A 24,914-nucleotide genomic window follows, 5' to 3' on the forward strand; every position below is an offset into this window, starting at 1 on the left:
AACAGGAATTCAGCGTTGTCGCCTCACTACATCCTCCTCACACCGCCACCGCCTCCGAGGTCCTCGACCGCCACGCAAAGCCCAACACCATCAACAACCCCAACCCGGCCATCGCCGCGCCCGCCAGGGAAATCGCCGGAAAACCCAGCCCCGCATTGATCACCGCGCCCCCCAGCGCCGCGCCAATCGCGTTGCCAAGGTTGAACGCCCCGATGTTCACCGCCGAGGCGAGATTAGGCGCGTCCTTGGCAGCTTCCATGACGCGCATCTGCAACGGCGGCACCAGGGCGAAGCTGGCGATGCCCCAGATCAGGATGGCTGCGGCCGTAGGCAACGGCCAGCGCATCAACAGGGTGAACGCCAGCAGGACCAGGATGAGCACGCTCAGCGAGACGATCAGGGTGCGGTCTATAGAGCGGTCGGCGGCTTTGCCGCCCCACAGGTTGCCCAGGGTCAACCCTGTGCCGAACAGCACCAGCATGGCGGTGATGAAGGCGGGCGAGGCGTGGGTCTCGCTGCTGAGGATCGGTGCGATGTAGGTGAAGACGGTGAACATTGCGCCCGAGCCGACGACGGTCAGGGCCAGCGCGCCCAGCACCGGGGCACGGCCCAGTACGCGGATTTCGGCCATGACACCTACGCTTGGCGGTGCCTTGAGGTCGGGCAGGGCGAACCACAACGCGGCCATGGTCACCACGCCGAGGCCGGTAATGCCCCAGAAGGCGGTGCGCCACCCGAACATTTCGCCAAACCAGGCGGCCAACGGCACCCCGCCAATGGTCGCGAGGGTGAGGCCCATGAACATGGCCGCTACCGCGCCAGCACGTTTTTCAGGGGCCACCACGCTGGCGGCGACGATGGAGCCGACGCCAAAGAATGCGCCGTGGTTCAGTGAGGTCACGACCCTGGCAATCATAAGGCTGTAGTAGTCGCTCGCCAGTGCGGACATGAGGTTGCCCAGGGTGAAAATCGCCATGAGCCCTATCAGCAGATAGCGCCGGGGAATCCTGCCGGTGGTCAGGGTCATCAGCGGCGCGCCAAGCAGTACACCCAGGGCGTATGCACTGACCAGCAAGCCCGCAGCGGGAATCGAAACACCGAGGTCCGCAGCAATGCCCGGCAACATGCCCATGGGGGCGAACTCGGTAACGCCGATGCCAAAGGCACCAATGGCGAGTGCAACAAGGGGGGGATTGATACGCATGAAAAGGCTCCTTATCTATGCCGCCAATGCTACGATCAAGCCTTTCAAGGCGGTAGACGGCATTTCTGGTAATCACCTTTGCGCAAGAGGCACAAGTGGACTTCAACGGTAGATCGGGTGAAATGTTTGTGTTTGCCACCGTGGCGCAAGAAGGCAGCCTGTCGGCCGCCGCGCGAGCATTGGGGCTCACGCCCTCGGCGGTCAGTCGAATCATCGCGCGAGCCGAACAGCGCCTGGGTACCCGGCTGCTGTTGCGCACCACGCGGGCGATCACCTTCACCGCCGAGGGCGAAGCGTTTCTGCGCGGCGCCCGGCGCATCCTGGCCGACATGGATGAGGTCGAGGAAGCCATTGCCGACCAAGGCGTACCCCGGGGGCGATTGCGGGTCAGCGCTGCCCTTGGCCATGGGCGTCTGTCCATCGTTCCCCTGGTCGCGGCCTTCAGCGAGCACTACCCGAACATCGTCGTCGACCTCACCCTGGGCGACGAAGTGGTCGACATCCTCAGCGGCCAGGCTGATGTGGCTATACGTTTTGGTCACTTGCCCGACAGCCCGCTGAGCGCCCGCAGGATCGGCGACACCGGCCAGGTGGTGGTGGCATCGCCCGAGTACCTGCAGCGCCATGGCACCCCTCAGGAGCCGGAAGACCTGTTACGGCACAACTGCCTTCGCTTCAACTTCCGGCGTGCCGAACCCAACTGGCCGTTTGCGCGCGACGGCAAGGAGTTTTCCCTCAATGTCAGCGGCAACATCGAGTGCAGCAGCGGTGAAGCACTGGCCCAACTCGCGCGGGTCGGCGCCGGCATTGCGCGTATCGGCGAGTTCACTGTCAGCGAGGACTTGCGGCGGGGTGACCTTGTATCGCTGTTGCAAGCGTGGAATCCGGGGGATCGAGAACCGATTCATGCGGTTTTTGTGGGTGGCCCGACGATGCCGGCGCGGGTGCGGTTATTTGTGGATTTTTTGGTGGAGCATCATCGGATGTAGGGGAGGGTGGTGGCTGGCTCTTTTTGGGGGGATGTTGGGTGCCTTCGGTGGCGTAGTGTTGCTGATTGGTGCAATTGCCATTCGGGAGCAATTGCCATTGGGGACAGATTTATTTTCAAACCTCGCGCGATTAAAAATAAATCTGTCCCTTTTTCTTTAAAGCATCATCGGAACAAATAAATCCGTCCCGTTTTTCTTCAGCGAAGGCTGCTTTCGATTCAAGCCAGTCTCCCGCAGAGTGTGGAAATTTGGCAATAGTGGACGATCAGCATCTGGGCCGATGCCCCAAAGCTATCCATTATTTGTTGCCGATCAATCATGTTAGTAGGGGATAGCTGTATATTGTTCGCAGTGAACCATTATCTCCCCAGAAAAATTTAACTCAATATCATCCACGCTTCTAATTATTTTGAAATCTTTGCATTCCAACCAAGCCCAGATGTCGACTTTAGAGTCAGAGGCTAATTCCAGTTCATGCTCTAGAAAATCTTTTACAAGCGGGCTATAGATCAGCAGGGTAGGCTCGACAGGTATGATCTTATATGTATATCCATACGATCTTGCTTGCTCAAAATTTGTCGTGCAGATGAGTGTTGAGCTTCTAGCTCTTATTCCAAATTTCTCAAAGAACCATAAGTCCGCAAGTTCGTGCGCTTTCTTTTTTGTATCCTTCTGCACTCTTGGGGTGTGATGGAAAATATTGGTTTGCGTAGCTGTAGAAAGCTTGTTGTCAAAGCCTCTGAATAATGATTTCATTTCGCTGTCTAGCTTGAAAAGAGTCGAATGTTAATGGGGTTCGGTGAAAGCGTCAAAGTGTCGAAAAATAAATCTGTCCCTTTTTCTCCCCAAATGGCCGATATCGACCCAAAGCAGCCATCTGCACAGCAAACGGCCAGGAGCGGACACTCCTAATTTCGAGCAAGCCTGCCTTTGCATGATGGCGTCCCCAAGAACGAGCGAAATGCATCGGCTGTAGTAGCATTAGCGATCCATCACATTCGTCCATCAGAGCCATTACCGTATACCGGTTTCTTCTCTACCACCGATCTCCATGCCGCACGCACTGGGTACTCAACAGCCTTATCTGCAAGGCGTGCCTGAGCATGTGCGATGAGTGTCTGGGGGCTAACCAGATTCGTGACCGCTGGATCATCGGGGAGGCAGTAGCTCTGACCGCCGTTGGAGCTGAAGGCATGCTTCAAAAAGTGCAGTGCGAAATCATCAAGGGTCGGGTCTTGTCGCTTGAGTGCTGAGAACATTTTCTTTGCTGAGTCGGGGGCCGCTCGCATGATCGTCCATAGAACTCGAGACGGATTATATCCAGACCAAAGCGAGCCATCCTCAGCTGAGCTGATTGCGTTCTTAGCGAATGCTTCAGCTGCCGTATTTTGTGCTTGAGGATTGCATACGAGCTTATGGTCCTCCTTTGGCGCGAAGAGACCTCGATCCACGATGAGAGCGGCCATAGATAGAGAGGCTGGATCTGCAGTGATCGAGTGGGCAATCTCATCGAAATCTTGGCCGGACTTGGTGATGAGACTTTCGATGGCCGACATCGCAAGCGCATCAGCTGAAACTGTGAAGAAGCCACGCGAATCGATCGAAAGCGAGAACGGTGGTTTATCTAGTAGCCGGCCAATAGTTAAACAGAGGCCATTCAGATCGGGAACTTCTTCTGGTGTGGTTGATTCTGCAATGTCACCTAATAGTTCGAGGAAACCTAAGCAGTTCTCTCTCGACAGTTTTGCCTCAATGTTTCCGCGTAAATGCGGCTGAACAATATATTGCCTGGCATCCACCAGACTCACATCTGTGGTTCCAATCGCCATGCTTAGTGCAATGTTTAGACGGCTCGGTGCGGCTAAGTGACCCTCGATATCGATCGAGCGGGAAAATCCATAACTGCCGCTAGCCGCCGCTACTGCAGGGAAAAGATGATGTACGAGCTTACGAACTGCATCCGGATTCGAGCACTGAGAAAAAAGGCGGTTCGCCTTCCTTCGATAGTCGTTTTCCCGCTCTTTAGCGTCCGTCGCCCCCCTAATGGAGGGGCTCCTAGCAGTGAAAAAGTCAGGGTCCTTCCGTAGAACGCTATAAACACTAGGCGCCCGGACCATCAGGCAAGCCAAACCTAGAATGTCGGCAAGAACAATCTCACCACGTAGCCCCGGTTCTATGACACTTAAGGTGTTCATCACTCGTGTCACGTCGCGCGGGTGTTCTAGTAATTCGCGGAGGCCCGAGAAATAAAGGGTTTGAAGGCGGCCTTCCTGCTTCTCGAAGTAATCCGCCGTCACGTCCTCTGGAAGCGCCGCCAAAGCACCATTCAGAAGCTGAAGACGAGCATGCGCAGAGATAGCGGGCACAGGAAGGCGAACTTGGACAATTTTGTCGAGGTAGTTGGCTGCCTGCGGGACTGTCGCGGCTTTCAGGGCACGACAGATATAGTCTGGGTCCCAGGCCACCACGTAACCGACATTGGGTAATTGGCCCACTGCCTTGATGATTCGAACCATTTCAAAAACTTCGGTCGGAAACAGTCGATCCACGTCATCAATAAACACGTAGATCTTCTTGCCCAGCTTTCGCAGAGCCTTCTCAAGCCGCTCTTTCTGTCCTTCAATGCCCTGCATTTTTTCTTCAGCAATTTCGCCGACAACTTTCCCTCCTGCTTCCATTACTCCCTTAACGAGCGAAGCCCACGGCTCAGCGCCTGGAACCCACTTCACGAGATCAAAGACGTTGGCGTAGTTGAGCAGTGCTGTGGATGCTTTTTGAGCTTTCCCTGCATGATCCTGAACGTTGATTGCTGACGCGATGGCATTTAGGAACTGGCGAAGGAGTGCGTCGCGATCACCGACCAACCAGGGATTGAAGTTAGCGATGATCGGGGGCTTGCGTTCATCCTGGACAATCAGCTGCTCCATCATTGCGAGCACTAATGACTTCCCACTGCCCCACGGTCCTTCAATTGATATGACGAACCCGGCCGTGGACGATACCCTCTGCAGGGCCTTCACTGCAGCTTCAGAGAACCCCCGTCGCTGGAGCTGGTCATGATCAAGAGCGTTGGACTTCGATAGAGGTTGGTCTGAGTCGATGAGCGGAAGGTCTTTCTTCATAGCTGGGTAGCATCCGATGCAAAGGGGGCGCCTGCGCGACGCAACGGTAGAGTCAGTAGTGGCAAACGTAAGGCTTTAGGGGTGTGATGCTCAAGGTCTGGAGGGGCGACCTCGTTTGTAATCGGCGAGGCGTCTTGCTTTCCACCGGACCCGATGCAATTGGCCGCTGGCACCGAGCTGAAGAAAGGACTCGACGTCTCCCCAAATTTTGAGTGGCGCTCAGCATGCGATGGAAGCTCCAGTTCTACAGACAGGCGGATGGTCCGCTGTTGTCCGTGAGTTGCTCTCGCCAACGGGCTGCTTTGGGTCGACAGCGGACGGTCGAGGATGACTGTTGTCGACCCACAGTAGCCCCTTTACCAGTTGAGTCCCGGCCAAGGAATGTTTGAACAGCAGCATCCTGGCCGGATGCGGAAGACGAGAGCACCACAGGACACACCTTGCCGGGAGACATTGCAATCCCCATGAATCATCACCCAACTGGCAGCGAAGCTCGCAACCCTTCCAGATCGGCTGTCGGCAGCACAAAGCCTTCCAGCGCCAGAAGACTACCGTTGGCAAGTTGCCAATTGTAGAAGTCTGAAAAGTCGTTCCTGGCCAGTGCGCGGATCGTCTTGGCGACGAAGCCATGCGCGACAAGAAGAACCCGCCTCGATGGGTATCTCGATTGCAGCTCCTGCAAGCCGCCTCTGACCCGTCTCACCACGTCGACAATCGACTCGCCGCCGGTCGGTCCGAGATCCCACTGGCGAGTAACGTTCCCGGCCCAGAGCTGCGGGTATCGCTCTCTTGCCTCTGCCTGGGTCAACCCCTCGAAAACCCCCACGTGACGTTCTCGAAAGCAGTCCATAGTCCGGGTCGGCAGACCCAGTCTTTCGTTGAGGATGCTGGCGGTTTCCAGTGCCCGCAGACGTGGGGATACGAGCACTGCGTCCAATCCACTGGGCAAATTCGCCACCAGCCCCTGGGCCTGCTCGCGTCCCCGCTCGGCAAGCGCCGGGTCGAGTGACCCCAGGTAACGTTGTTCGGCATTCGCCCAGGTTTCACCGTGCCGCACGACATACAAATCCATGAAATCCATCTCGTCAGGTCAAGAGCGCGGGAGTGTATCAATCCGCAGATACCTGGCGATCCAAAAACCGCCACGCCGCGTGCGTGGCGCGGCATGACGGGGCCTTGCCCGGAAGAAGAGGGGACTATTCGAGATAGACGGTCTTCGCCGGGTCGTACGCCGGCGCATCGAAGCTGATGAACAATGCCGGCTCGCTGCCCTCGACGTAGTACTTGTGCGCCACGTTGCGCGGAATGGAGACGTAGTCACCCGGCTCCAGGACGTGCGCTTCGTCAGGCGTCACCACCCGGGCGCGGCCTTTGAGCAGGATCAGCGAGTGATCGGCATCCGGGTGGCTGTGGTTCTTCGCCTCGGCGAACATCTCCACCAGGTTGACGCGCTTGTGCGCGGTCCTGGCCAGGGTCCAGCCGCGGTCGCTGGGATCGTTCCAGCTGGTCGGTCCGGCCATCACCCGGGCCTGTTCGCGGATCATCGGCCGGGCGTCGGCCGCCACCTCGCCAGGCACGTCGAAGACCAGCAGCAAGGGGCTGCCCGGGCCGTCGGGCTGCATTCGGTACGGCTGCCCGCCAGGGATGGCGACGTAGTCGCCGCTGCCCAGGGTGTGCTCGTCCTTGCCGAAGCTGAAGCGCACCTGGCCGTCGAGGACGATCACGGTGCGTTCGCCTTCGGCCTGCAGCGCCGGTGAGGCGGCGTCGAGGCGGACCAGGCGGGTGCGCGACTGCGCGGTGTGGTGCATGTCCCAGGCCGCCTGTCCTGGCACGGCCTGGCTGGGCGGCGAGTGCAGCAGGGCGTTGCGCTGCACCAGCAGCAAGGGTTCCGCGGCCTGGGCAGCGACGCTGCTGCCCAGGAGCAAGGCCAGGGTGAGGGTCAAGGGTTTGAGCGGGGTCATGGCGTGCCTCTTCTTGTTGTGGTGAACGAACGGCTTATCCCAGCAGCGGATTGAGCCCGCTGCGCAGCACCCGGCTGTGCAGTTCGCGGCCCAGCGCGGCTTCGCACTCGGCGGCGACGTCGAGCAGGCCGGCGAGGTCGATGCCGGTCTTCACGCCCATGGACTCCAGCAGGCCGACCCAGTCCTCGGTGCTGACATTGCCGGTATGCCCGCCGCCGTAGCGGACCTTGGCCGGATGCCCGCCAACCCCGCCAAAGGCGCAGTCGTAATAGCGCACCCCGGCTTCCAGGGCGGCGACGTAGTTCACCAGGCCGGTGGCGCGGGTGTCGTGGAAATGGGCGATCGGGACGATGTCGGGAAACTCGGCCAGCACCTTGCCGAACAGGCTGCGCACGCTGGCCGGGGTGGCGACCCCGGTGGTGTCGCCCAGGGTGACGAAGCGCACGCCGCGCTCGGCGAAGGCGGCGACGTCGCGCAGCACGCTGGCTTCGTCGACGCGGCCTTCGAACGGGCAGCCGAAGGCCACCGAGATGGTGCCGATCAGGCGGAAGCGGCCGTCAGCGGCGCGAGCCATGTCGGCGATGTTCAGCCACTGCTCGGCACGGCTGCGCTTGAGGTTGCGCTGGGAATGGGACTCCGAGGCGGAGACCAGCAGACTGATCTCGTTGGCGCCGAACCCGGCATCGGCATCCGCCAGGGCCCGCTGCACCGCGCGAACATTGGCGCAGGTGGCCTTGTAGAACACCCCGTCACGGCGCGGCAGGCCCGCGAGCAACGCGCTGGCATCGGCGAACTGCGGGACCACGGCGGGGTTCGAATAGGAGGTGGCTTCCACCCGGCTGAATCCGAGGCTGGCGAACCGCTCGATCAGTCGCTGCTTGTCGGCCGTGGGCAGGAAGTCGGGTTCGTGTTGCAGGCCATCGCGGGCAAAGCACTCGCAGAGAATCACGTCGGTCATGGGGCAGCAGTCTCGGCTGGCGGGATAAAGTGGTTGACAATGTGAACAAAAACTACTGATATGTGGTTCACGTTGTCAACCTTATTCGCCGTGCCGTCGGCTCGGTCTTTCAGTGCGCAGGAGAGAACGATGTACACCGATTTGCTGTTCTACATTGACGGGGCCTGGACCCTGGGCGAGGCCGACCGTACTGCGGCGGTGGTCAATCCGGCCACGGGGGAGGAGATCGGCCGGCTGCCGCTGGCATCGCGCAAGGACCTGGACAGTGCACTGGCCGCCGCCGAGCGCGGCTTCGCGATCTGGTCGGCAACTTCCGCCTACGATCGCTCGGCGATCCTGCGCCGGGCTGCGGCCCTGGTCCGCGAGCGGCATGAACACATGGCCCGCTGCATGACCCTGGACCAGGGCAAGCCGCTGGGCGAATCGACCCTGGAAGCGAAAAGCGCCGCCGACCATATCGAGTGGTATGCCGAGGAAGGGCGCCGTGCCTACGGCCGCATCGTGCCGTCGCGCAACCCGGCGGTGCGCCAACTGGTGGTCCGCGAGCCGGTCGGCCCGGTGGCGGCGTTCACGCCGTGGAACTTCCCGATCAACCAGGCGGTGCGCAAGATCGCCGGGGCCCTGGCCGCCGGCTGCAGCCTGATCATCAAGGCCCCCGAGGAAGCGCCGGGCTCGGTGATCGAGCTGGTGCGCTGCTTCCACGATGCCGGTGTGCCGGCGGGCGTGCTCAACCTGGTGTTCGGCATTCCCGAGGAAGTCTCCGACTACCTGATCCGCTCGCCGATCATCCGCAAGGTGTCCTTCACCGGCTCCACCGCCGTGGGGCGCAAGCTCGGCGCGCTGGCCGCCGAGCACCTGAAACTGACCACCATGGAACTGGGCGGCCATGCGCCTTTCATCGTCTGCGCCGATGCCGACGTGGAGGCCGCCGCCGCGCTGGCCTGCACCCTGAAGTTCCGCAATGCCGGGCAGGTGTGCGCGTCGCCATCGCGCTTCTATATCCATGACACCGTGTTCGATGCCTTCTCCCGGCGGTTCGCCGAGCTGGCCGGGCAGCTCAAGGTGGGCGACGGCTTTGCTGCCGACAGCCAGATGGGGCCGCTGGCCAACGCGCGGCGGGTCAAGGCGGTCGAGGAACTGCTGGCGGACGCCAGCGCGGCGGGGGCACGGGTGCTTTGCGGCGGCCAGCGCATCGGCGACAAGGGCAACTTCTTCGCCCCGACGGTGCTGGTGGACACGCCTGCCGAAGCGCGCCTGCTACACGAAGAACCCTTCGGCCCGGTGGCGCCGCTGTTGCGTTTCCACGACCTGGACGCGGTGATCCGCGATGCCAACAGCCTGGACTACGGCCTGGCCGCGTTCGCCTTCACCGCCTCGCTGAAGACCGCCACCGAGCTGGGCAACCGCCTGCAGAGCGGCATGGTGTCGATCAACCACTTTGGCCTGGCGCTGCCGGAAACCCCGTTCGGCGGGATCAAGGCCAGTGGTCATGGCAGCGAAGGGGGCAGCGAGGGGCTGGAGGCGTACCTGACCACCAAGTTCATCAGCCAGGTCGGCTGCTAGATCGTTCTTCCCTTTCCAGCGCCGCCTTCGCGGCGCTTTTTTTCGCGCGGCTCAGTCATGTTCGAGCTGCACGTACTCCAGCATCTTCTGGCTACCATCGAGGATGTCGGCGCAGATCGCCGCGCGTGCCGCCGGCCCGTCCTTTTTCTTCAGCGCAGCCAGCACTTCCCAGTGATGATCGATGGCTATGCGTTCGTTGAAGCTGCTGTAGGCCCGGGCAATCAACGGCCCGGTGCGCATCCACAAGCCATCCAGCAGGCTGGACAGCACCGGCATGCCGGCAATCTCCGTCAGCGCGTAGTGGAACTCGTGGTTGTGGGTGAGGGCGGCGGCGAGGTTGTTGTCCTGGATCGCCGCCAGATTGTTGCGGATGCAGGTTTCCAGGCGTTCGAGCTGCTGCGGCGTTGCCAGCGACGCCGCGGTCTCGGCCGCCAGGCCTTCCAGGGCAAGGCGGATGCTGCGGATTTCCAGGTACTGCGAGGAGGTCAGCATGGGCACGCGGATATCCCGGGGCGTCTGCAGCACCAGCGCCTGTTCCTTGGCCAGCTGGAGGATGGCGTCGCGCACCGGCGTGACGCTGGTGCCCAGTTGCTCGGCCAGGTCGCGGATGCGCAGCCGGTCGTTGGGCTGGAAGCGTCCGGTGATCAGCGCTTCACGCAGCAGGCCGTAGATTCCGCTGCCCAGGTAGGAGTGCTTCAGGTTCTCGATGGGGTAGTTCATTGCATGCTCGTGTGCGACCCGGCGGGGGGAGGGGATCCGTCCGCGCGGGATTATCGAACAACTCAGACATGTTGCCCACCGTTCACATGGATCTCCGCGCCATTGACGTATGACGCGCCCTGGGTACAGAGGAAGTGCACCAGGGCGGCGACTTCCTCCGGCCGGCCCATGCGCTTCATCGGGATCGAGCGCTCGACGATCAATTCGGTACCGGCCGACAGGATCGAGGTATCGATCTCGCCAGGGGCGATGGCGTTCACCCTGACGCCATGGGCGCCGAAGTCATGGGCCATCTCCCGGGTGAGCGCCGACAACGCGGCTTTTGAACAGGCATAGGCCACACCGGCGAAGGGGTGGACCCGCGAACCGGCGATGGAGGTGACGTTGATCACCGAGCCCTTGGCCGCCTTCAACTCCTCGAACAGCCCCCGTGCGAGCAAGGCCGTGGAGAACAGGTTGACGTTGAACACGTTCAGCCAGGTGGCGTAGTCGCAGTCGAGCACGCCAAGCCGCGCGCCCTCCGAGCCCTTGGGCGAGATCCCGGCGTTGTTGACCAGGGCATCCAGGCGTCCGCCGAGTTTCTCGCGGATCTCCGGGAGCCGGTCCTGCACCTCTTCGATGTTACCCAGGTCGAGATGAATGTGGTTCGCCAGCCCCTCGGACCAGGGGCAGCCTTCGCCCAGGTCCTGCCGGGACGCGGTGAAGACGCGCCAGCCGGCGGCGTTGAAGTGTTTCACGGTGGCGTGGCCGATACCGCGGCTGGCGCCGGTGAGAAGCAAGGTACGTGGGTCGGTCATGGTGCGGTCCCTTTCATCTGGTGTGGGGAGCATAGCCTAAAAAATATGATGCATCATATCTCGAATATGGTTAAATCAGCCCCACCCCACAGGGGGGATGACCGACTTCCGAACACAGGAAGGGTCACGCTGGATCTGTTTGCTGCCACTAACAAGAAAACTGCCATCCCTTGAAGCTGCCCCGACCCGTGGCTCACCTGGAGAGACGCATGAACAAGAAAATCGCAGCTGTACTGATACTTGGAACCCTTGCAGGATCGCTGAACGCCGCTGAAAAACTCACCGTGGTTTCATTCGGCGGCAACAACCGCCAGGCGCAGGAAAAAGCTTTCTATCAACCCTTCACCGCGAACAACGCCACGAGCATCACCGCCGACGACTACAACGGCGAAATGGCCAAGATCAAGGTGATGGCCGATACCGGGAAAACCAGCTGGGACGTGGTGGAAGTGGAATCGCCGGAGCTTATCCGCGGCTGCGCCGAGGGTTTGTTCGAGCCCCTGGACTGGGAGCGGATCGGCAAGAAGGAGGATTTCATCCCTGCTGCGGTCAGTGATTGCGGGGTCGGGATCTTTATCTGGTCCACCGTGCTCACCTACGATCCGAAGAAATTCAGCGCCGCCCCGCAGGGCTGGGCCGATTTCTGGGATGTGAAGAAATTCCCCGGCAAGCGCGGCCTGCGCCGAGGCGCCAAGTTCACCCTGGAATTCGCCCTGCTGGCCGATGGCGTGGCCAACCAGGACGTGTACAAGGTGCTCGGCACCGAAGCGGGCGTCCAGCGGGCGTTCAAGAAGCTGGACGAGATCAAGTCCAGCGTGCAGTGGTGGGATTCCGGCGCGCAGCCTCTGCAATGGCTGGCGGCGGGCGACGTGGTGATGACCTCCGCCTACAACGGTCGCGTGACCTCGGCGCAGGCAGAAGGGCAGTCGTTCGCCATGCAATGGAACGGCAGCCTCTATGATCTCGACCATTGGGCGATCGTGAAGGGCAGCAAGAAGAAGGCACTGGCCGAGTCGTTCATCGCCTTCGCCAGCGAGCCGGCGCAGCAGAAGAACTTCGTCGAGGCCATCCCCTACGGGCCGAGCAACAAGAATGCGATGGGCCTGGTGGACAAGACGGTGGGCGAAAAGCTGCCGACGGCCCCCGACAACCTGAAGAACGCCCGCGCCACCGACGCCGAGTTCTGGATCGACCATGGCGAGGATCTGGAAGAACGCTTCAACGCCTGGGCCAACAAGTGATACCGGGCGCCCGCGTGGATGCGGGCGCCCCTTGCGAGTCGTGAGGAACCTGGTTTATGCCGCTTGAGAATGCAGTGATTGACGACAGCTTGCTGGAAGTCGCGCCCGCGCAGGTCAGTGACCTGCAGGCGGAGGCGGTGCTCCGGCAGTTCTTTGGTTTTGGCGGCAGGCTCGAACGATTGGGCGGGGAACGGGACCTGAATTTCCGCGTGGTCCTGCCCGACGGCTCGTCCCGGCTGTTGAAACTGTCCCATCCGCTGGAAAACCCGCAGGTCGTCGATTTCCATAACCAGGCCATGCGCCGGATCGAGCGCTGTGATCCGGGCCTGCCGGTGCAGCGCGTGCACCCGGCGCTGGGCGGCGCCTACGCGACCTGGGTCGAGATCGACGGGCAGCGCATGCTGGCCCGGCTGCTGTCCTTCGTCGACGGTCTGCCGCTGCATCGGGTGAAGTACACCAGCCAGGTGTTGCGCCGGGATATCGGACGCTCGCTGGCGCGCCTCGATATCGCCCTGGACGGCTTCGATCACCCGGCGGCCGGCCACGTGCTGCTGTGGGACATGCAGCACGCCGAGCGCTTGCGGCCGCTGCTGGTGCACATTGCCGAGCGTGACGACCGCGCTCTGCTGGAGCAGGCCCTCGACCGCTTCGAATCCGCGGTCTTGCCGAGGATGTCGTCGTTGCGCCAGCAGGTCATCCACAACGACATGAACCCGCATAACCTGATCGTCGATGCCGATGATCCCGATGTGCTGCGCAATATTCTCGACTTCGGCGACATGGTGCGCGCGCCCCTGGTCAACGAGGTGGCTGTCGCGGCCTCGTATCACCTTGGCCAGGTCGGCGATGTCCTGGAGCCTGCGCTGGACGTGATCGGCGCCTACCACCAGCACAACCCGCTGACCGCCGACGAAATCGCGCTGCTTCCGGAACTGCTGGTCACGCGCCTGGCCGTGGCCCTGTGCATCAACTCCTGGCGCGCCGAACTGCACCCGGAAAATCGCCAGTACATCCTGCGCAACGCCCAGCGCGCCTGGGCCAACCTGAAGGCAATGTCCTCTGTTTCGCGAGCGGAAATCGAAGAGCGGATTTCCCTGGCCTGCACCCGGGAGCTGAATGCATGAGCATGATTAACGGTTTCACCGCGCAGGATGCCGCGCGGCTGTCGGACACCGAGCGGCGCCTGGTCGAGCGTCGCGAGCGCCTGCTCGGCCCGGCCTACCGCCTGTTCTACGAACGTCCGCTGCACACCGTTCGCGGCGAGGACGTCTGGCTCTACGACGAGCAAGGGCGTCGCTACCTGGATGCCTACAACAATGTCGCGTCCATCGGTCACTGCCATCCACGGGTGGTGGAGGCCATGTATCGCCAGTCCCGCCAGCTCAATACCCATACCCGCTACCTGCAGGAAGGGATTCTCGACTACGCCGAGCAGTTGCTGGGCACCTTCAGCGCTGACCTGGAGCGGGTCATGTTCACCTGCACCGGCAGCGAGGCCAACGACCTCGCGCTGCGCATCGCCAGGCAGTACACCGGGGGTGCCGGGGTCATCATCACCCGCTTCGCCTACCACGGCGTGACCGGGGATATCGCCGAGCTTTCGCCGTCGCTAGGGCCGGCGATGGTCTTGCCCGGGCATGTGCGTACCGTACGGGCACCGGACGCCTATCGCCTCGGGGCCGGGAATGTGGCGTCGACCTTTGCCGATGACGTGCGTGCGGCCATCGAGGACATGAAAGCCCACGGCATCCGGCCGGCGGCCATCCTGCTCGATGGCATCTTCTCAAGTGACGGCGTGCTGCCCGGTCCGGCGGGTTGCATCGCCGAGGGCATCGCCGCAGCCCAGGCGGCCGGCATGCTCTATATCGCCGACGAGGTCCAGCCGGGCTTTGCCCGTACCGGGCTGAACCTCTGGGGCTACTCTCGGCACAACGTAAGGCCCGATATCGTCACCCTCGGCAAGCCCATGGGCAATGGCCAGCCCATCGCCGGCATCGTCGGGCGGGCGGACGTGGTCGATCACTTCGGCAGGAACATGCGCTACTTCAATACCTACGGCGGCAACCCGGTGTCGTGCGCGGCAGGCAAGGCGGTGCTGGATGTCATTCAGGAAGAGAACCTGCAACAGCACGCGCACGACATCGGCGGCTACCTGCTCGACGGCCTGACCCGGCTGGCGCAGCGCCATGAAATCATCGGCGATGTCAGGGGCGCGGGCATGTTCCTCGGTGTCGAACTGGTCAGCGACCGGAAGACCCGGCAGCCAGCGGCCGAGCAGGCGCGCAGGGTGGTCAATGCGATGCGTGAAAACGGCGTGCTGATCAGTGCGGCGGGGCCGCTGGAAAACGTGCTGAAGATACGGCCGGTGCTGACGTTCACCCGCGAGCATGCGGATTTGCTGATACAGGCGGTGGATGTGGCCCTGGGAGATGTCCGCTTGTAGCTGCGTCCCTTCTTTTACCCCCCTCGCTTTCCCTTTCGCGCCCCTGGCCACTTTCGTGGCCGGGGGCGCGCGTTTGTACACCCCTCCAACCACTTTTACCCGCCCCAAACGGCTATCAGATTTGATAAGTCGTGATTATTTGATCTTATAAATGAATGATTTCATTTTTCTCAATTGACTAAATTGGTATGTAAATACAGAATACGTACCACATTACGAAATTGCAGGAAAACGCAACATGGCCCGTGGTGGTATCAACAAGGCAGTCGTGCACAAAGCCCGTCAGGCGATCCTGGCCCGGGGCGACAACCCCAGCATCGACGCGGTGCGTATTGAACTCGGAAACACCGGCTCGAAGACCACCATTCATCGTTATCTGAAGGAACTGGAGATCCAGAAGCCGCCGGCCACCACCAGCGTGCCGGACCTCAGCGAGTCCATCAGCGGCCTGGTACGCAACCTGGCCGAGCAGTTGAAGGAAGAGAGCGACAGCAAGGTCGCCGAGGCGCAGAAGTCGTTCGACGTGGAACTGGCCGGCCTCAAGACGCAACTGCAGGAAAGCCAGCAGGCCCTGGCGGCGGCGCAGCAGCAACTGCAGATCCAGGGTGCGGCGCTGGCGGCGGAATCCGCCGAGCTGGCCACCACCCACAGCACCCTGCAGAGCGAGCACACGCGCAATGCCACCCTGAGCCAGGCAGTCGGCGAACTGAACGTGCGCCTGGCCGACAAGGACGAGCAGATCGCCTCGCTGGAAGACAAGCACCAGCACGCCCGCGATGCCCTGGAGCACTACCGCAGCGCCGCCCGCGAACAGCGCGAGCAGGACCAGCGCCGCCACGAGGCGCAGGTGCAGCAGCTTCAGGTGGAGCTGCGCCAGTTGCAGCAGACGCTGATCGTCAAGCAGGACGAAACCACGCGCCTGAACCGCGACAACGAGCGCCTGCTGGTGGAAGCACGGCATATCCAGCGCGAGTCGCAGCAGCTCAAGGATCAGGTCGAGCAGCATATCCTCGAAGGCCGCACCCTCAGCGCCAACCTGGCGCAGTCCCAGGGCGCCCGCGAGGAACTGCAACGGCAGAGCCAGGCACTGGCGGCGCAACTGGAACAGGTCAGCGGCGAGCGCCGGCAGCTTGGCAAGCAGGTGAAGCAGCTGGAAGCCAGCCTGGAGACGTTGCGCCAGGCGCAGCAGGCTCCGGCGGCGGAGTAGGGCTCAGAGCGCCTTGCCCATGGCGCAGCGGTCCGGCAGGCCCAGGGCCAGCTCATGGCGCAGTTGCTGGCGGAGAAATTCGCCGGCTTGCGCTTCGTCCAGGCGCTGGAAGCCCAGGCGGGCGTAGAAGGGTGCATTCCACGGGATCGTGGCGAAGGTGGTCAGGGACAAGGCCTTGAAACCGGCGTCATGGGCACAGCGCTCAAGGTGCCCGAGCAATGCCCGCCCCAGGCCGTGGCCCTGGCTGGACTGGGCAACCGACAGTTCCTCGATATGCAGCGTGTCGTCCACTGCACTGGCGCAGATGAAACCCAGTGGCTGGTCGTGCCTGTCGACGGCCAGCCAATGCAGCCCGCGACTGATGAAGCCCAGGTGCTGTTCCACGCTCAGTACGTCGTGCTCGGCCAGCCAGGCCAGGTTTTCAATGATGGCGAACGATCGAGCGGCCGAGCGCTCGATGGCGGGGAGCAGGGTGGCGTCTGCCGAGCGGGTGGGGCGGATGATCATCGGTACCTCTGGTCGGTTGCAGGCAGCACACCATACCCGTTGATCGGCTGTCCGGCACTTGCCGGGGCGGGATCCGTTCGAACAAGGACACCCGACGGAGGCCAGTGCCATGAACAGTACGCCCGAACCCCATGACGATCCGCTGTGGAAGGACCCGCTGGCCAATCCACAGCGTGAGCACGATCCGGTCACCGATCCCAACGTCAATGGCGACCGCAAGCGCCCGACCGAGCCCGACGAACCGGCGCCGGACAGGATAGTGCCGGAGCCGGACCAGCCGACGCCCTTGTCGGACGAGCGCCGCTAGCCAGTTCTCAGGCCGGGACGCCGAGAATGATGTGAGAGGCCTTGATGACGGCGGTTGCGCTGACGCCTGCCTTGAGGCCCAGTTCCTGGACCGCATCGCGGGTCACGATCGAGTAGACCTTGGTGCCGCCGGCCAGTTCGAGGGTCACTTCGGCGTTGACCGCGCCATCGGTGACATTCACCACTTTGCCGGTAAGGCAGTTGCGCGCAGACAGGCGGATGTCGCTGGACTCGGTCATCAGCATCACCCAGGGCGCCTTGATCAGGGCGATCGCTTCGGCGCCTGGCGCCAGTTTCAGGCTGCTGACGCTTTCCATGGTCACGACGGCCACCAGCGTCTCGCCGCCTGCCAGTTCCATGATGACTTCGGCGTTGACCGCACCGGGGCGCAGGTCGCGAACCTTTCCTTTGAACACGTTACGGGCACTGACTTTCATGGCACTCTCCATAGGGTTAAAAACCTGACCAGAATGTCAGGTTTCGGTATATAGATAAAACCATAGCGAGGGTCTAAAGCAGGACTCGGCCCCTGTAGGAGCGGGCTCACCCGCGATCGCGGTAGTGAATTCACCGCCGCAATCGCGGGTAAACCCGCTCCTACAGGTCCCGGTTAAACCAATTCAGCTTTTTCGCCGCGTTTCATCACCGTCTCCAGCATCGCCTCGCACATCTCCAGGTTGTGCTGGGTCGCCCAGGTCAGCCGTTGCAATGGCTTGCGGGCCATTTCGCAGACTTGCAGGTTGGTTTCCATGGCGGAAGCCAGCGAGGTGGCGAGGTGTACCAGCATATGCTCCAGCGAGATATCCGGGTTGATCCTGAGGAGGGGGCCGTGTACGCCGCGACAGGTGGCGAAGTCGGTGTGGGCGGTTTTGGGGGATGGATGGGGCGGGTCGGGAACGATCTTCTTCATTTGTGTTGTCCTGGTTCGGTTGAAGGTCTTCCCTTCGTGACCAGACGAAGGGAGGCGACTGTACGCAGGCTGGTCAACCGGTGATCCAGGAACCCGGCGCACCCGAAGGTGCCCCGCGCACAGCCGCCATAACACGAAACGGCGGACACAAAAAAGCGCCCGCCAATCGGATGGGGCGCTGATGCGCTCCTGTACCACATCGGGTGACCAGACCCGATCGCTGAATTTGCAGCGACCGGCGAAGCCTAGGGCCCGATGTCCACGAGCGCAACGCTTTGGAAGGCGCGGAAGTATGATTGGGAAATTGCCTACAAGAAAGTCGGAAATACAGGGAATTTCGTAGCCATATGCAACACCTTCGCTGAAGGCCTACTCAATCCGGACGATTCCCGATCCCCGCCAGACCGGTTATTGCTAGCCGCCCCAAAAACCGGCGAGAACGACAATGACCGACCTCCAGACCCGCGTAGATTCCGGCGTCCTGATCATCACCTTCGCACGCGAAGCCAGGAAGAACGCCATTACCGTGGCCATGTACCAGGCCCTCACGCAAACCCTGCAACGGGCGGCGGATGATCCGCACATCGCCGTGGTGCTGTTGCATGGCAGCGAGCAGGCGTTTTGCGCAGGCAATGACCTGGCGGACTTCCTCAGCCAGCCGCCCGACAGCCTGGATGCGCCGGTGTGGCAGTTCCTGCGTGCGCTGGCGGTGTTCCCGAAGCCCTTGGTGGCAGCGGTGTGCGGCGTCGCGGTGGGTGTGGGTACGACCTTGCTGCTGCACTGCGACCTGGTTCATGCGGGCAGCAATGCAAGGTTCAGCCTGCCGTTCGTGAATCTGGGGTTGTGTCCGGAGGCCGGCTCCAGCCTGTTGCTGCCGCGGCTGTTCGGTTATCAACGTGCCGCCGAGGCGTTGCTGCTGGGCGAGCCGTTCGATGCCGAGGCGGCGGTGAAGGCCGGGCTGGTGAGCAAGGTGCTGGAGCCGCACGAGGTGCTGGACAGTGCCCTGGCCCAGGCGCGCAAGCTGGCGGGCAAGCCGTTGCAGGCGTTGATCGAGACCAAGCGGTTGCTGAAGAGGGGGGATGTTGTGGAGCGCATCGACGAAGAGGCACGGGTTTTTGCCCGGATGCTTCGGACCGGAGCGGCGCAAGAAGCGATATCAGGCTTCAGGAACAAATAACTCACTGATTCAACGCGAACTTGTAGGAGCGGGTTTACCCGCGATTACGGTAGTGAAGCCACCATCGCAATCGCGGGTGAACCCGCTCCTACAGGGTCCGCGTCGACCCTCAAGCCCGGGAGGTGCGCACCAGCAGGAACACCGCCCCCAACACCGGCAGGCTCACCAGCACCAACGCATAGCGCAGCGAATCCTGCCCGACCACCGGCATCAACCCGTCACTGAGCAACCCGGCCAGCAGCGGACCTACGCCAATCCCGAGCAAGGTACTGACGATGGTCTGCAACGCCATCGCCGTACCCCGTCGGTTGGCCGGCACCAGCTGGGTCACCAGGTTGTACGACGGCGCCACCCACCACACCGCGAAAAAGCTGTACAGCGCACACCAGAGCATTGCCACCGGCACCGGCAGGCTGCCGAGGTGCAGCAGCACGGTGTCCGGCCACAGCAGGTAGCTGACCAGGGCGGTCAGCGCAGTGAGATGGCCAATGATCGGGATGGAAAACTGCCAATGCCCGTCCCGCCGGCTCAGGCGATCGCTGAGCCAGCCGCTGAATAGCCCGCCAATCCCCGCCGCCGTCCCGCAGACAACCCCGGCCAGCAAGCCCGCGTGCTGCAACGACAAGCCATGGGAGCGCACCAGGAAGCTGGTATTCCACATGGCGATGGCATAGGAACTTAGGGTGGTCAGGCCACCTGCGAGGATCAGCTGCCGATACGCCGGCAACCGCCATAGGCCGCCGGCTTCGTGCAGCAGGCCGGGAGAAGGCGAGGGCAAGTGCGGTGCCAGGTCCCAGCGCCCGCGCTGCGGATCACGCACGACGAAGGCCAGCGCAGCCGCGAAGGCCAATGCCGGCAGGCCCAGGGCAATGAACGCGAAGCGCCAGCCATGCTGCTCGACCACCCAGGCACCGATGCTCAGGCCGATGATCGAGGAAAAGGTCGGCGCTGCCGTGAAGCAACTGATGGCGAACGAGCGCCGCTGCGGCGGATACAGGTCGGCAATCAGCGACAGCGATGCCGAGGTGGTCGGTGACTCGCTCACGGCCACCAGCATCCGCGCGATGGCCAGCAGCACGAAGCTGCCGGCCACGCCGCAGGCCATGGTCGCCAGGGCCCAGAGCAGGCACGACGCGGCCAGCAGGCGGGTGCGCGACAGGCGATCCACCAGGCGTCCCGCCGGCAACCCCATCACCGCGTACACGGCGGCGAAGGCGAGCCCGGAGATCAGGCCCATCGCCGTGTCGCCGACGCCGAACTCGGCTTTCACCGGCTCGATCATCACCGCAAGGATCTGCCGACCGACGAAGTTGTCGGCGAAGACCATGGCCAGCAGCAACAGCAGGCCATGGCCCCGCCAGCCCACCGGGGCGGCGGACAGGGCCGGCACGGCGGCGCTCATCGCGGCGCCCAGAGGTCGGGCAGGCCGGGGTCGCTGACCACGATCAGGCGCTTGAGCAGCACCTTCAAGGCCTGGGCATCGGCCTGGCCGAGCTTGGCGGTGAGTTCCTGTTCCACCACCTTGGCCAGCGCCACTTGCTGCAGCGAGGTCTCGCGACCCTTGGCGGTAAGGACGAAGCGCAGGTCGTCGTCCTCGCCTTCGATCGCCACCAGTTCCTGGCGTTCGAGGAAGCGCATCCCGGCCAGGGTCACCACGTGCCCGGTGTAGCTGACGAAGGTGTTGATCTCGTCGAGGTCGAGGTTGTCGCGGATGCACAGCACCGCAAGGATGAAGAACGCCTGCTCGTCCAGTTGCTGGTTGCACAGCAAGCGGCGCAGCAGGTCGAGCGCCTGGTAGTGGCCGCGCCCCAGGAGGTAGCCGAGCAGGTCTTCGGTGTAGCTGCATTCGGGCGGCGGCGGCGTGGTGGCCAGGCGCAGTTCGTTGCGCGGCTTGCGCGTGGCCAGGGCGTACTGGCCGCTCTGGAACGCCAGCGGGGCGCGGTCGCTGTGGTCGAAGGCCAGCACTTCGCCGACGAAGATCACATGATCGCCACCTTCGTACTGGAATGCGGTGCGGCACTGGAAACGCGCGGTGCAGTCCTGCAGCAGCGGCGCTTCGCTGATGCCGCGGTCGAGCAGCACTTCGGCGAACTTGTCCTCGCCCTGGGTGGCGAAACGCCCGGACAGACGTTCCTGCTCGGTGGACAGCACATGCACGTTCCAGTGCTTGCCGCTGCTGAACACCGGCAGGCTGCGGGCCTGCTTGGACAGGCTCCAGAGCACCAGCGGCGGGTTCAGCGATACCGAGTTGAAGCTGTTGGCGGTGATGCCCACCGGCGCGCCGTCCTCGTCCTGGGTGGTGATGATGGTCACGCCGGTGGTGAAGGTACCGAGCGCCGCGCGGAAGGCCTGGGGGTCGAAACCGAGGTGTTGTGTTGCCATGACTGGCCTCATGCAGTGGTTTTTCAGGAGGCCAGTATTGGGCGCGGCAGCGGGCCGGACATCGTCTCAACGGACTAACGCTTTTGCCCGATCCTCGTCCGATCGGACGACGCGCGGCGGCAATTGCAGCGGCAACGTGGGTCCTGCGCATCGAGCGCTACAAGAGCCACGACAACCGGCCGCATTGCCAAGGAGCCAAGCATGAGTTCATTGATCCTTTCTTCACTGCTGGAACGCCAGAAAGCTGCCTTCAACGCCGCCGGCAAGGTGGATGCCGCCACCCGCCGGCGGCGCATCCAGCAGGTGATCGACCTGCTGGTGAACCACCATGCCGAGCTGACCGAAGCCATGGACGCGGATTTCGGCGGTCGGCCGGCCGGGTTTTCCCTGATGAACGACGTGCTGGGCGCCCTGGCCTCGCTGAAACACGCCCGCGCGCACCTGGAAAGCTGGATGCAGGACGAGCCGCGCGCAGCCTTCCCGCCCTATGACCAGCTGGGTGCCGAGGCCTGGATCATTTACCAGCCCAAGGGCACGGTGGGCATCCTCGGTACCTGGAATGCGCCGCTGTTCACTCTGTTCAGCCCGCTGGCCTCGGTGCTGGCGGCGGGCAACCGGGCGATCCTCAAGCCGTCGGAGGTGACGCCACGCACCGCCGAGGCAGTTGCTCGCCTGTGCGCCGAACACCTCGATCCGCTGGAAGTGGCGGTGGTGACCGGCGATGCGCAACTGGCCGAGACCTTCACCGCGCAGCCTTTCGATCACCTGGTCTTCACCGGCAGCACCACCGTCGGCCGCGCGGTGATGCGCAATGCCGCGCAGAACCTGGTGCCGGTGACCCTGGAGCTGGGTGGCAAGTCGCCGGTGATCGTCTCGGCCGGCGCCGACCTGGACCAGGCCGCATTCAGCATTGCCGTGGCCAAGGCCACCAACGGCGGGCAGATCTGCATCAACCCGGACCTGGTGTACGTGCCGCGGACCTTGCTCGAACCCTTCGTCGCCGCGATGCGCACGGCCTACGCCAGCCTGCACCCAGGCATCAACGGCAACCGCGATGTGGTGGCGGTGGTCAATGCGCGGCACCTGGCCCGGGTCGATGGCTATGTCGAGGATGCTCGGGCGCGGGGTGCTCGCGTCGAATCCGTGCCGGAAGAACTGCCGCCGGAGGAGGGCGAGCGTCGCCGTCCGCTGCGCCTGGTGATCGATCCACCCGCCGGCAGCCGCATCCTTGAGGAGGAAATCTTCGGTCCGGCCATGGTCGTGCTCGGCTACGACGACCTCGGTGCGGTGATCGACGAGATCAACGCGCGGCCGCGCCCATTGGCCCTGTATTACTTCGGCCATGACGCCGACGAGCAGCGCCGGGTGCTGGAGCACACCCTTTCCGGTGGCGTGACCCTCAACGACGTGATGATGCACGCGGCGATGCACGACGCACCCTTCGGCGGTGTCGGCGCCTCGGGGATGGGGCATTACCACGGCCGTGAAGGCTTCCTCGAATTCAGCCATCTGCGCACGGTATTCAAGGCGCCTGCCCATGACCCGCGCCGCGAGTGGGGTCTGTTGCCGCCGTATGGCGAGCATTTCGAGGCAGCCATGCTGTCCTTGCTGACCTCCGACTGAGCTGGCCGAGGAATCACTGTGTTCAAGTCCATCACCATTGCCCAGCGCCTGTGGCTGTGGGCGCTGCTGGCCACCGCGCTGTTCGTCGCCGCGGTCGGTTTCGGCGTCTATGGCCTGCAACAGGCCCGCGACAGCCTGCGCACCCTCACCGAAGACAACCTGGCGACCCTGCTGACCTTCGGCGAGGTCCAGCACCGTCTCGATGAAAGCCGGCGCCTGGCCCTGCTGGCCGTGCTGCACGACCCGGACGGGCCGCTGATGGCGGCCTTCGACCGTTCGGTGGAGGTCACCCTGGGTGCCATCGATGCCAACAACCGCGAACTGGCCCAGCGCTGGGCCGAGTACCGGCAGCGCCCGTTGAGCGCCGAGGAACAGGCCGTGGCCGCTGCGTTCGACGAGCACTACGGCATCTGGACCGAGGAACTGACGGTCCTCATGGAGTCGTTGCGCGCGGGGGATTTTCGCCTGCCGGGGATCATTTCCTTCCTGCGCGTGGCGGAACCCGCCGGCAGTGCCGCCGGGGCCGAGCTGGGCAAGTTGCAGGCCCTGCAGCAAGCTTCTGCGCAGCGCGCCTATGCGGCGGCCCAGGAGCGTTATCGCAGTACCGTGCTGGCCTATCTGCTGTTGGGGCTGGTCGGCGTGGTGGTCGGCAGCGCCACCGCGATCACCACCCTGACGCGTCTGCGCCGGGCCTTCAGCCAGGCCGCCGGGAGCATGCGCGCGATCGCCGCCGGTGACCTGGCGCAGCCGGTGCTGGTGCACGGCAACGACGAGTTCGCGCGGATGCTTGGCGATATCGCCGCCATGCGCGACAGCCTGCATGGCCTGATCTCGCAGATGCGCGAACTGGTGCAGCGGGTCAGCCACGAGGCGGCGCACCTGGCCGAGTCGGCGGAACTGGCGTCCCAGGCTACCCAGCAGCAGGCCGAGGCGGTGCGCGGGATTTCCAGCGCGGTGGAGCACCTGTCCGGCTCCATCGGTGAGGTGGAGGGCCATGTCGGCGTGTCCCGCGATATCACCCAGCATTCGGCGGGGCGCTCGGGCAAGAGCGAGGGCTTTATCCGCGACATGGCCCAGGAGATGAACCGCATCAGCGATGTGATCAGCGACACCGCCGTGCATATCCATGAGCTGGAGGGGTTTTCCGCCGATATCAGCGATGTGCTCGGGGTGATCCGCAACATTGCCGAGCAGACCAACCTGCTGGCCTTGAATGCGGCGATCGAGGCGGCCAGGGCAGGGGAGCAGGGCCGTGGCTTCGCCGTGGTCGCCGACGAGGTGCGCCTGCTGGCCCAGCGTACCGGACGCTCGATCGGCGAGATCGACCTGACGGTGCAGCGCATCCAGGAAGGTACCCGCGCCGTGGTCGACGGCATGGGCCGGGTGGTGCTGCGGGTGCGCGAAGGGGTGAACCTGGCCCATGAGGCGGGGGATTCGGTGGCGCAGATTCGCAGTGGTACGGATGATGTGATCCGTAGCGTCGATACCATCGCCACGGTGATCGACGAGCAGGTGCGGGTGACCCGGGAAATGGTGCTGCGGGTGGAGAATGTCTCGGCAGGGACCGGGGCGTTGTCGGCAAGCGCCGGGCGCAGTGCGGAGGCAGCGGCGGGCCTGGAGCAACTGGCGCGGGCGCTGGACCAGTTGTCGGCGCGGTTCACGGTGTCGTGATCAGTGCCGAGAGAACAGAGACTGAGGGCGCGACGCATGCCCTGTGGGAGCGGGTTTAACCGCGATTGCGATAGTGAAATCAGGGACGCAATCGCGGGTAAACCCCCACCAACAGGGGCCGGCCGAGACGAGC

General features: G+C 63.3%; 23 protein-coding genes. 10 read left to right on the forward strand and 13 right to left on the reverse strand.

The features are described from left to right. Positions 1 to 37: 37 nt before the first annotated feature. On the reverse strand, positions 38 to 1,204 hold the full coding sequence (locus V0R59_RS26635) for an MFS transporter (protein ID WP_330077676.1): 1,167 nt from the start codon (positions 1,202 to 1,204) through the stop codon (positions 38 to 40). Between the two features lie 95 nt (positions 1,205 to 1,299). On the opposite strand from V0R59_RS26635, the gene V0R59_RS26640 reads away from it, so the two are divergent. Further along, the gene (locus V0R59_RS26640; protein ID WP_330077677.1) at positions 1,300 to 2,193 is read left to right on the forward strand and encodes a LysR family transcriptional regulator; all 894 of its coding nucleotides are present in this window, start codon (positions 1,300 to 1,302) and stop codon (positions 2,191 to 2,193) included. A 321-nt stretch (positions 2,194 to 2,514) separates the two neighbouring features. Here the strand turns inward: V0R59_RS26640 and V0R59_RS26645 are convergent, their stop codons facing one another. The 5 genes from V0R59_RS26645 to V0R59_RS26665 form a co-directional block, all read right to left on the reverse strand. Continuing rightward, positions 2,515 to 2,949, reverse strand: a complete 435-nt coding sequence (locus V0R59_RS26645) for a hypothetical protein (RefSeq protein WP_330077678.1) — start codon at positions 2,947 to 2,949, stop codon at positions 2,515 to 2,517. 236 nt (positions 2,950 to 3,185) lie between these two features. Then, a complete protein-coding gene (locus tag V0R59_RS26650) occupies positions 3,186 to 5,315 on the reverse strand; it encodes a KAP family P-loop NTPase fold protein (protein ID WP_330077679.1) in 2,130 nt (709 codons plus the stop codon). A 472-nt stretch (positions 5,316 to 5,787) separates the two neighbouring features. Then, positions 5,788 to 6,387 (reverse strand): histidine phosphatase family protein, encoded by a 600-nt coding sequence (locus tag V0R59_RS26655; protein ID WP_330077680.1) that lies wholly within the window; start codon positions 6,385 to 6,387, stop codon positions 5,788 to 5,790. A 124-nt stretch (positions 6,388 to 6,511) separates the two neighbouring features. After that, the gene (locus tag V0R59_RS26660; protein ID WP_330077681.1) at positions 6,512 to 7,276 is read right to left on the reverse strand and encodes a cupin domain-containing protein; all 765 of its coding nucleotides are present in this window, start codon (positions 7,274 to 7,276) and stop codon (positions 6,512 to 6,514) included. 34 nt (positions 7,277 to 7,310) lie between these two features. Continuing rightward, positions 7,311 to 8,234 (reverse strand): hydroxymethylglutaryl-CoA lyase, encoded by a 924-nt coding sequence (locus V0R59_RS26665; RefSeq protein ID WP_330077682.1) that lies wholly within the window; start codon positions 8,232 to 8,234, stop codon positions 7,311 to 7,313. Between the two features lie 129 nt (positions 8,235 to 8,363). Here V0R59_RS26665 and V0R59_RS26670 point away from each other — a divergent pair, with 129 nt between their 5' ends. After that, positions 8,364 to 9,797, forward strand: a complete 1,434-nt coding sequence (locus tag V0R59_RS26670; protein WP_330077683.1) for an NAD-dependent succinate-semialdehyde dehydrogenase — start codon at positions 8,364 to 8,366, stop codon at positions 9,795 to 9,797. A gap of 51 nt (positions 9,798 to 9,848) precedes the next feature. Here the strand turns inward: V0R59_RS26670 and V0R59_RS26675 are convergent, their stop codons facing one another. Next, a complete protein-coding gene (locus tag V0R59_RS26675; protein ID WP_330077684.1) occupies positions 9,849 to 10,517 on the reverse strand; it encodes a GntR family transcriptional regulator in 669 nt (222 codons plus the stop codon). A gap of 62 nt (positions 10,518 to 10,579) precedes the next feature. Continuing rightward, positions 10,580 to 11,314, reverse strand: coding sequence for an SDR family NAD(P)-dependent oxidoreductase (locus V0R59_RS26680; RefSeq protein WP_330077685.1), 735 nt, complete (start codon positions 11,312 to 11,314; stop codon positions 10,580 to 10,582). A gap of 209 nt (positions 11,315 to 11,523) precedes the next feature. On the opposite strand from V0R59_RS26680, the gene V0R59_RS26685 reads away from it, so the two are divergent. The 4 genes from V0R59_RS26685 to V0R59_RS26700 all read left to right on the forward strand — a co-directional run bounded on the left by V0R59_RS26685 (position 11,524) and on the right by V0R59_RS26700 (position 16,205). Next, on the forward strand, positions 11,524 to 12,555 hold the full coding sequence (locus V0R59_RS26685) for an ABC transporter substrate-binding protein (protein ID WP_330077686.1): 1,032 nt from the start codon (positions 11,524 to 11,526) through the stop codon (positions 12,553 to 12,555). Positions 12,556 to 12,611: 56 nt separating this feature from the next. After that, positions 12,612 to 13,679, forward strand: coding sequence for a phosphotransferase (locus tag V0R59_RS26690; RefSeq protein WP_330077687.1), 1,068 nt, complete (start codon positions 12,612 to 12,614; stop codon positions 13,677 to 13,679). Continuing rightward, on the forward strand, positions 13,676 to 14,998 hold the full coding sequence (locus V0R59_RS26695) for an aspartate aminotransferase family protein (protein ID WP_330077688.1): 1,323 nt from the start codon (positions 13,676 to 13,678) through the stop codon (positions 14,996 to 14,998). The genes V0R59_RS26690 and V0R59_RS26695 overlap by 4 nt, the downstream gene beginning before the upstream one ends. A 238-nt stretch (positions 14,999 to 15,236) precedes the next feature. Further along, positions 15,237 to 16,205 carry a DNA-binding protein gene (locus V0R59_RS26700; RefSeq protein ID WP_330077689.1) on the forward strand — a complete coding sequence of 323 codons (969 nt, stop codon included), beginning with the start codon at positions 15,237 to 15,239 and terminating at the stop codon, positions 16,203 to 16,205. 3 nt (positions 16,206 to 16,208) lie between these two features. Here the strand turns inward: V0R59_RS26700 and V0R59_RS26705 are convergent, their stop codons facing one another. After that, complete coding sequence (locus tag V0R59_RS26705; RefSeq protein ID WP_330077690.1) at positions 16,209 to 16,712, reverse strand: GNAT family N-acetyltransferase; 504 nt, start codon at positions 16,710 to 16,712, stop codon at positions 16,209 to 16,211. A gap of 109 nt (positions 16,713 to 16,821) precedes the next feature. Between V0R59_RS26705 and V0R59_RS26710 the strand changes: the two genes are divergently transcribed. Continuing rightward, on the forward strand, positions 16,822 to 17,019 hold the full coding sequence (locus V0R59_RS26710; RefSeq protein WP_330077691.1) for a hypothetical protein: 198 nt from the start codon (positions 16,822 to 16,824) through the stop codon (positions 17,017 to 17,019). A gap of 7 nt (positions 17,020 to 17,026) precedes the next feature. Here the strand turns inward: V0R59_RS26710 and V0R59_RS26715 are convergent, their stop codons facing one another. Both V0R59_RS26715 and V0R59_RS26720 read right to left on the reverse strand, forming a co-directional pair. After that, positions 17,027 to 17,455, reverse strand: coding sequence for a TOBE domain-containing protein (locus V0R59_RS26715; protein ID WP_330077692.1), 429 nt, complete (start codon positions 17,453 to 17,455; stop codon positions 17,027 to 17,029). A 173-nt stretch (positions 17,456 to 17,628) separates the two neighbouring features. After that, positions 17,629 to 17,928: a DUF3077 domain-containing protein gene (locus tag V0R59_RS26720; RefSeq protein WP_330077693.1), complete on the reverse strand. Its 300-nt coding sequence runs from the start codon at positions 17,926 to 17,928 to the stop codon at positions 17,629 to 17,631. 445 nt (positions 17,929 to 18,373) lie between these two features. Between V0R59_RS26720 and V0R59_RS26725 the strand changes: the two genes are divergently transcribed. Then, positions 18,374 to 19,105, forward strand: coding sequence for an enoyl-CoA hydratase (locus V0R59_RS26725; RefSeq protein ID WP_330077694.1), 732 nt, complete (start codon positions 18,374 to 18,376; stop codon positions 19,103 to 19,105). Positions 19,106 to 19,214: 109 nt separating this feature from the next. On the opposite strand, the gene V0R59_RS26730 is transcribed toward V0R59_RS26725, so the two are convergent. Further along, positions 19,215 to 20,507 carry a spinster family MFS transporter gene (locus V0R59_RS26730; protein WP_330077695.1) on the reverse strand — a complete coding sequence of 431 codons (1,293 nt, stop codon included), beginning with the start codon at positions 20,505 to 20,507 and terminating at the stop codon, positions 19,215 to 19,217. Further along, positions 20,504 to 21,487, reverse strand: a complete 984-nt coding sequence (locus V0R59_RS26735) for a flavin reductase family protein (RefSeq protein WP_330077696.1) — start codon at positions 21,485 to 21,487, stop codon at positions 20,504 to 20,506. Before V0R59_RS26735 ends, V0R59_RS26730 begins: the two co-directional genes overlap by 4 nt. A 201-nt stretch (positions 21,488 to 21,688) precedes the next feature. Between V0R59_RS26735 and V0R59_RS26740 the strand changes: the two genes are divergently transcribed. Continuing rightward, on the forward strand, positions 21,689 to 23,110 hold the full coding sequence (locus tag V0R59_RS26740) for a coniferyl aldehyde dehydrogenase (protein WP_330077697.1): 1,422 nt from the start codon (positions 21,689 to 21,691) through the stop codon (positions 23,108 to 23,110). Positions 23,111 to 23,128: 18 nt separating this feature from the next. Beyond that, positions 23,129 to 24,781 carry a methyl-accepting chemotaxis protein gene (locus V0R59_RS26745; protein WP_330077698.1) on the forward strand — a complete coding sequence of 551 codons (1,653 nt, stop codon included), beginning with the start codon at positions 23,129 to 23,131 and terminating at the stop codon, positions 24,779 to 24,781. The last annotated feature ends 133 nt before the right edge of the window (positions 24,782 to 24,914 follow it).

This window comes from Pseudomonas ulcerans (genome assembly GCF_036324125.1).
Lineage (GTDB): Bacteria > Pseudomonadota > Gammaproteobacteria > Pseudomonadales > Pseudomonadaceae > Aquipseudomonas > Aquipseudomonas ulcerans.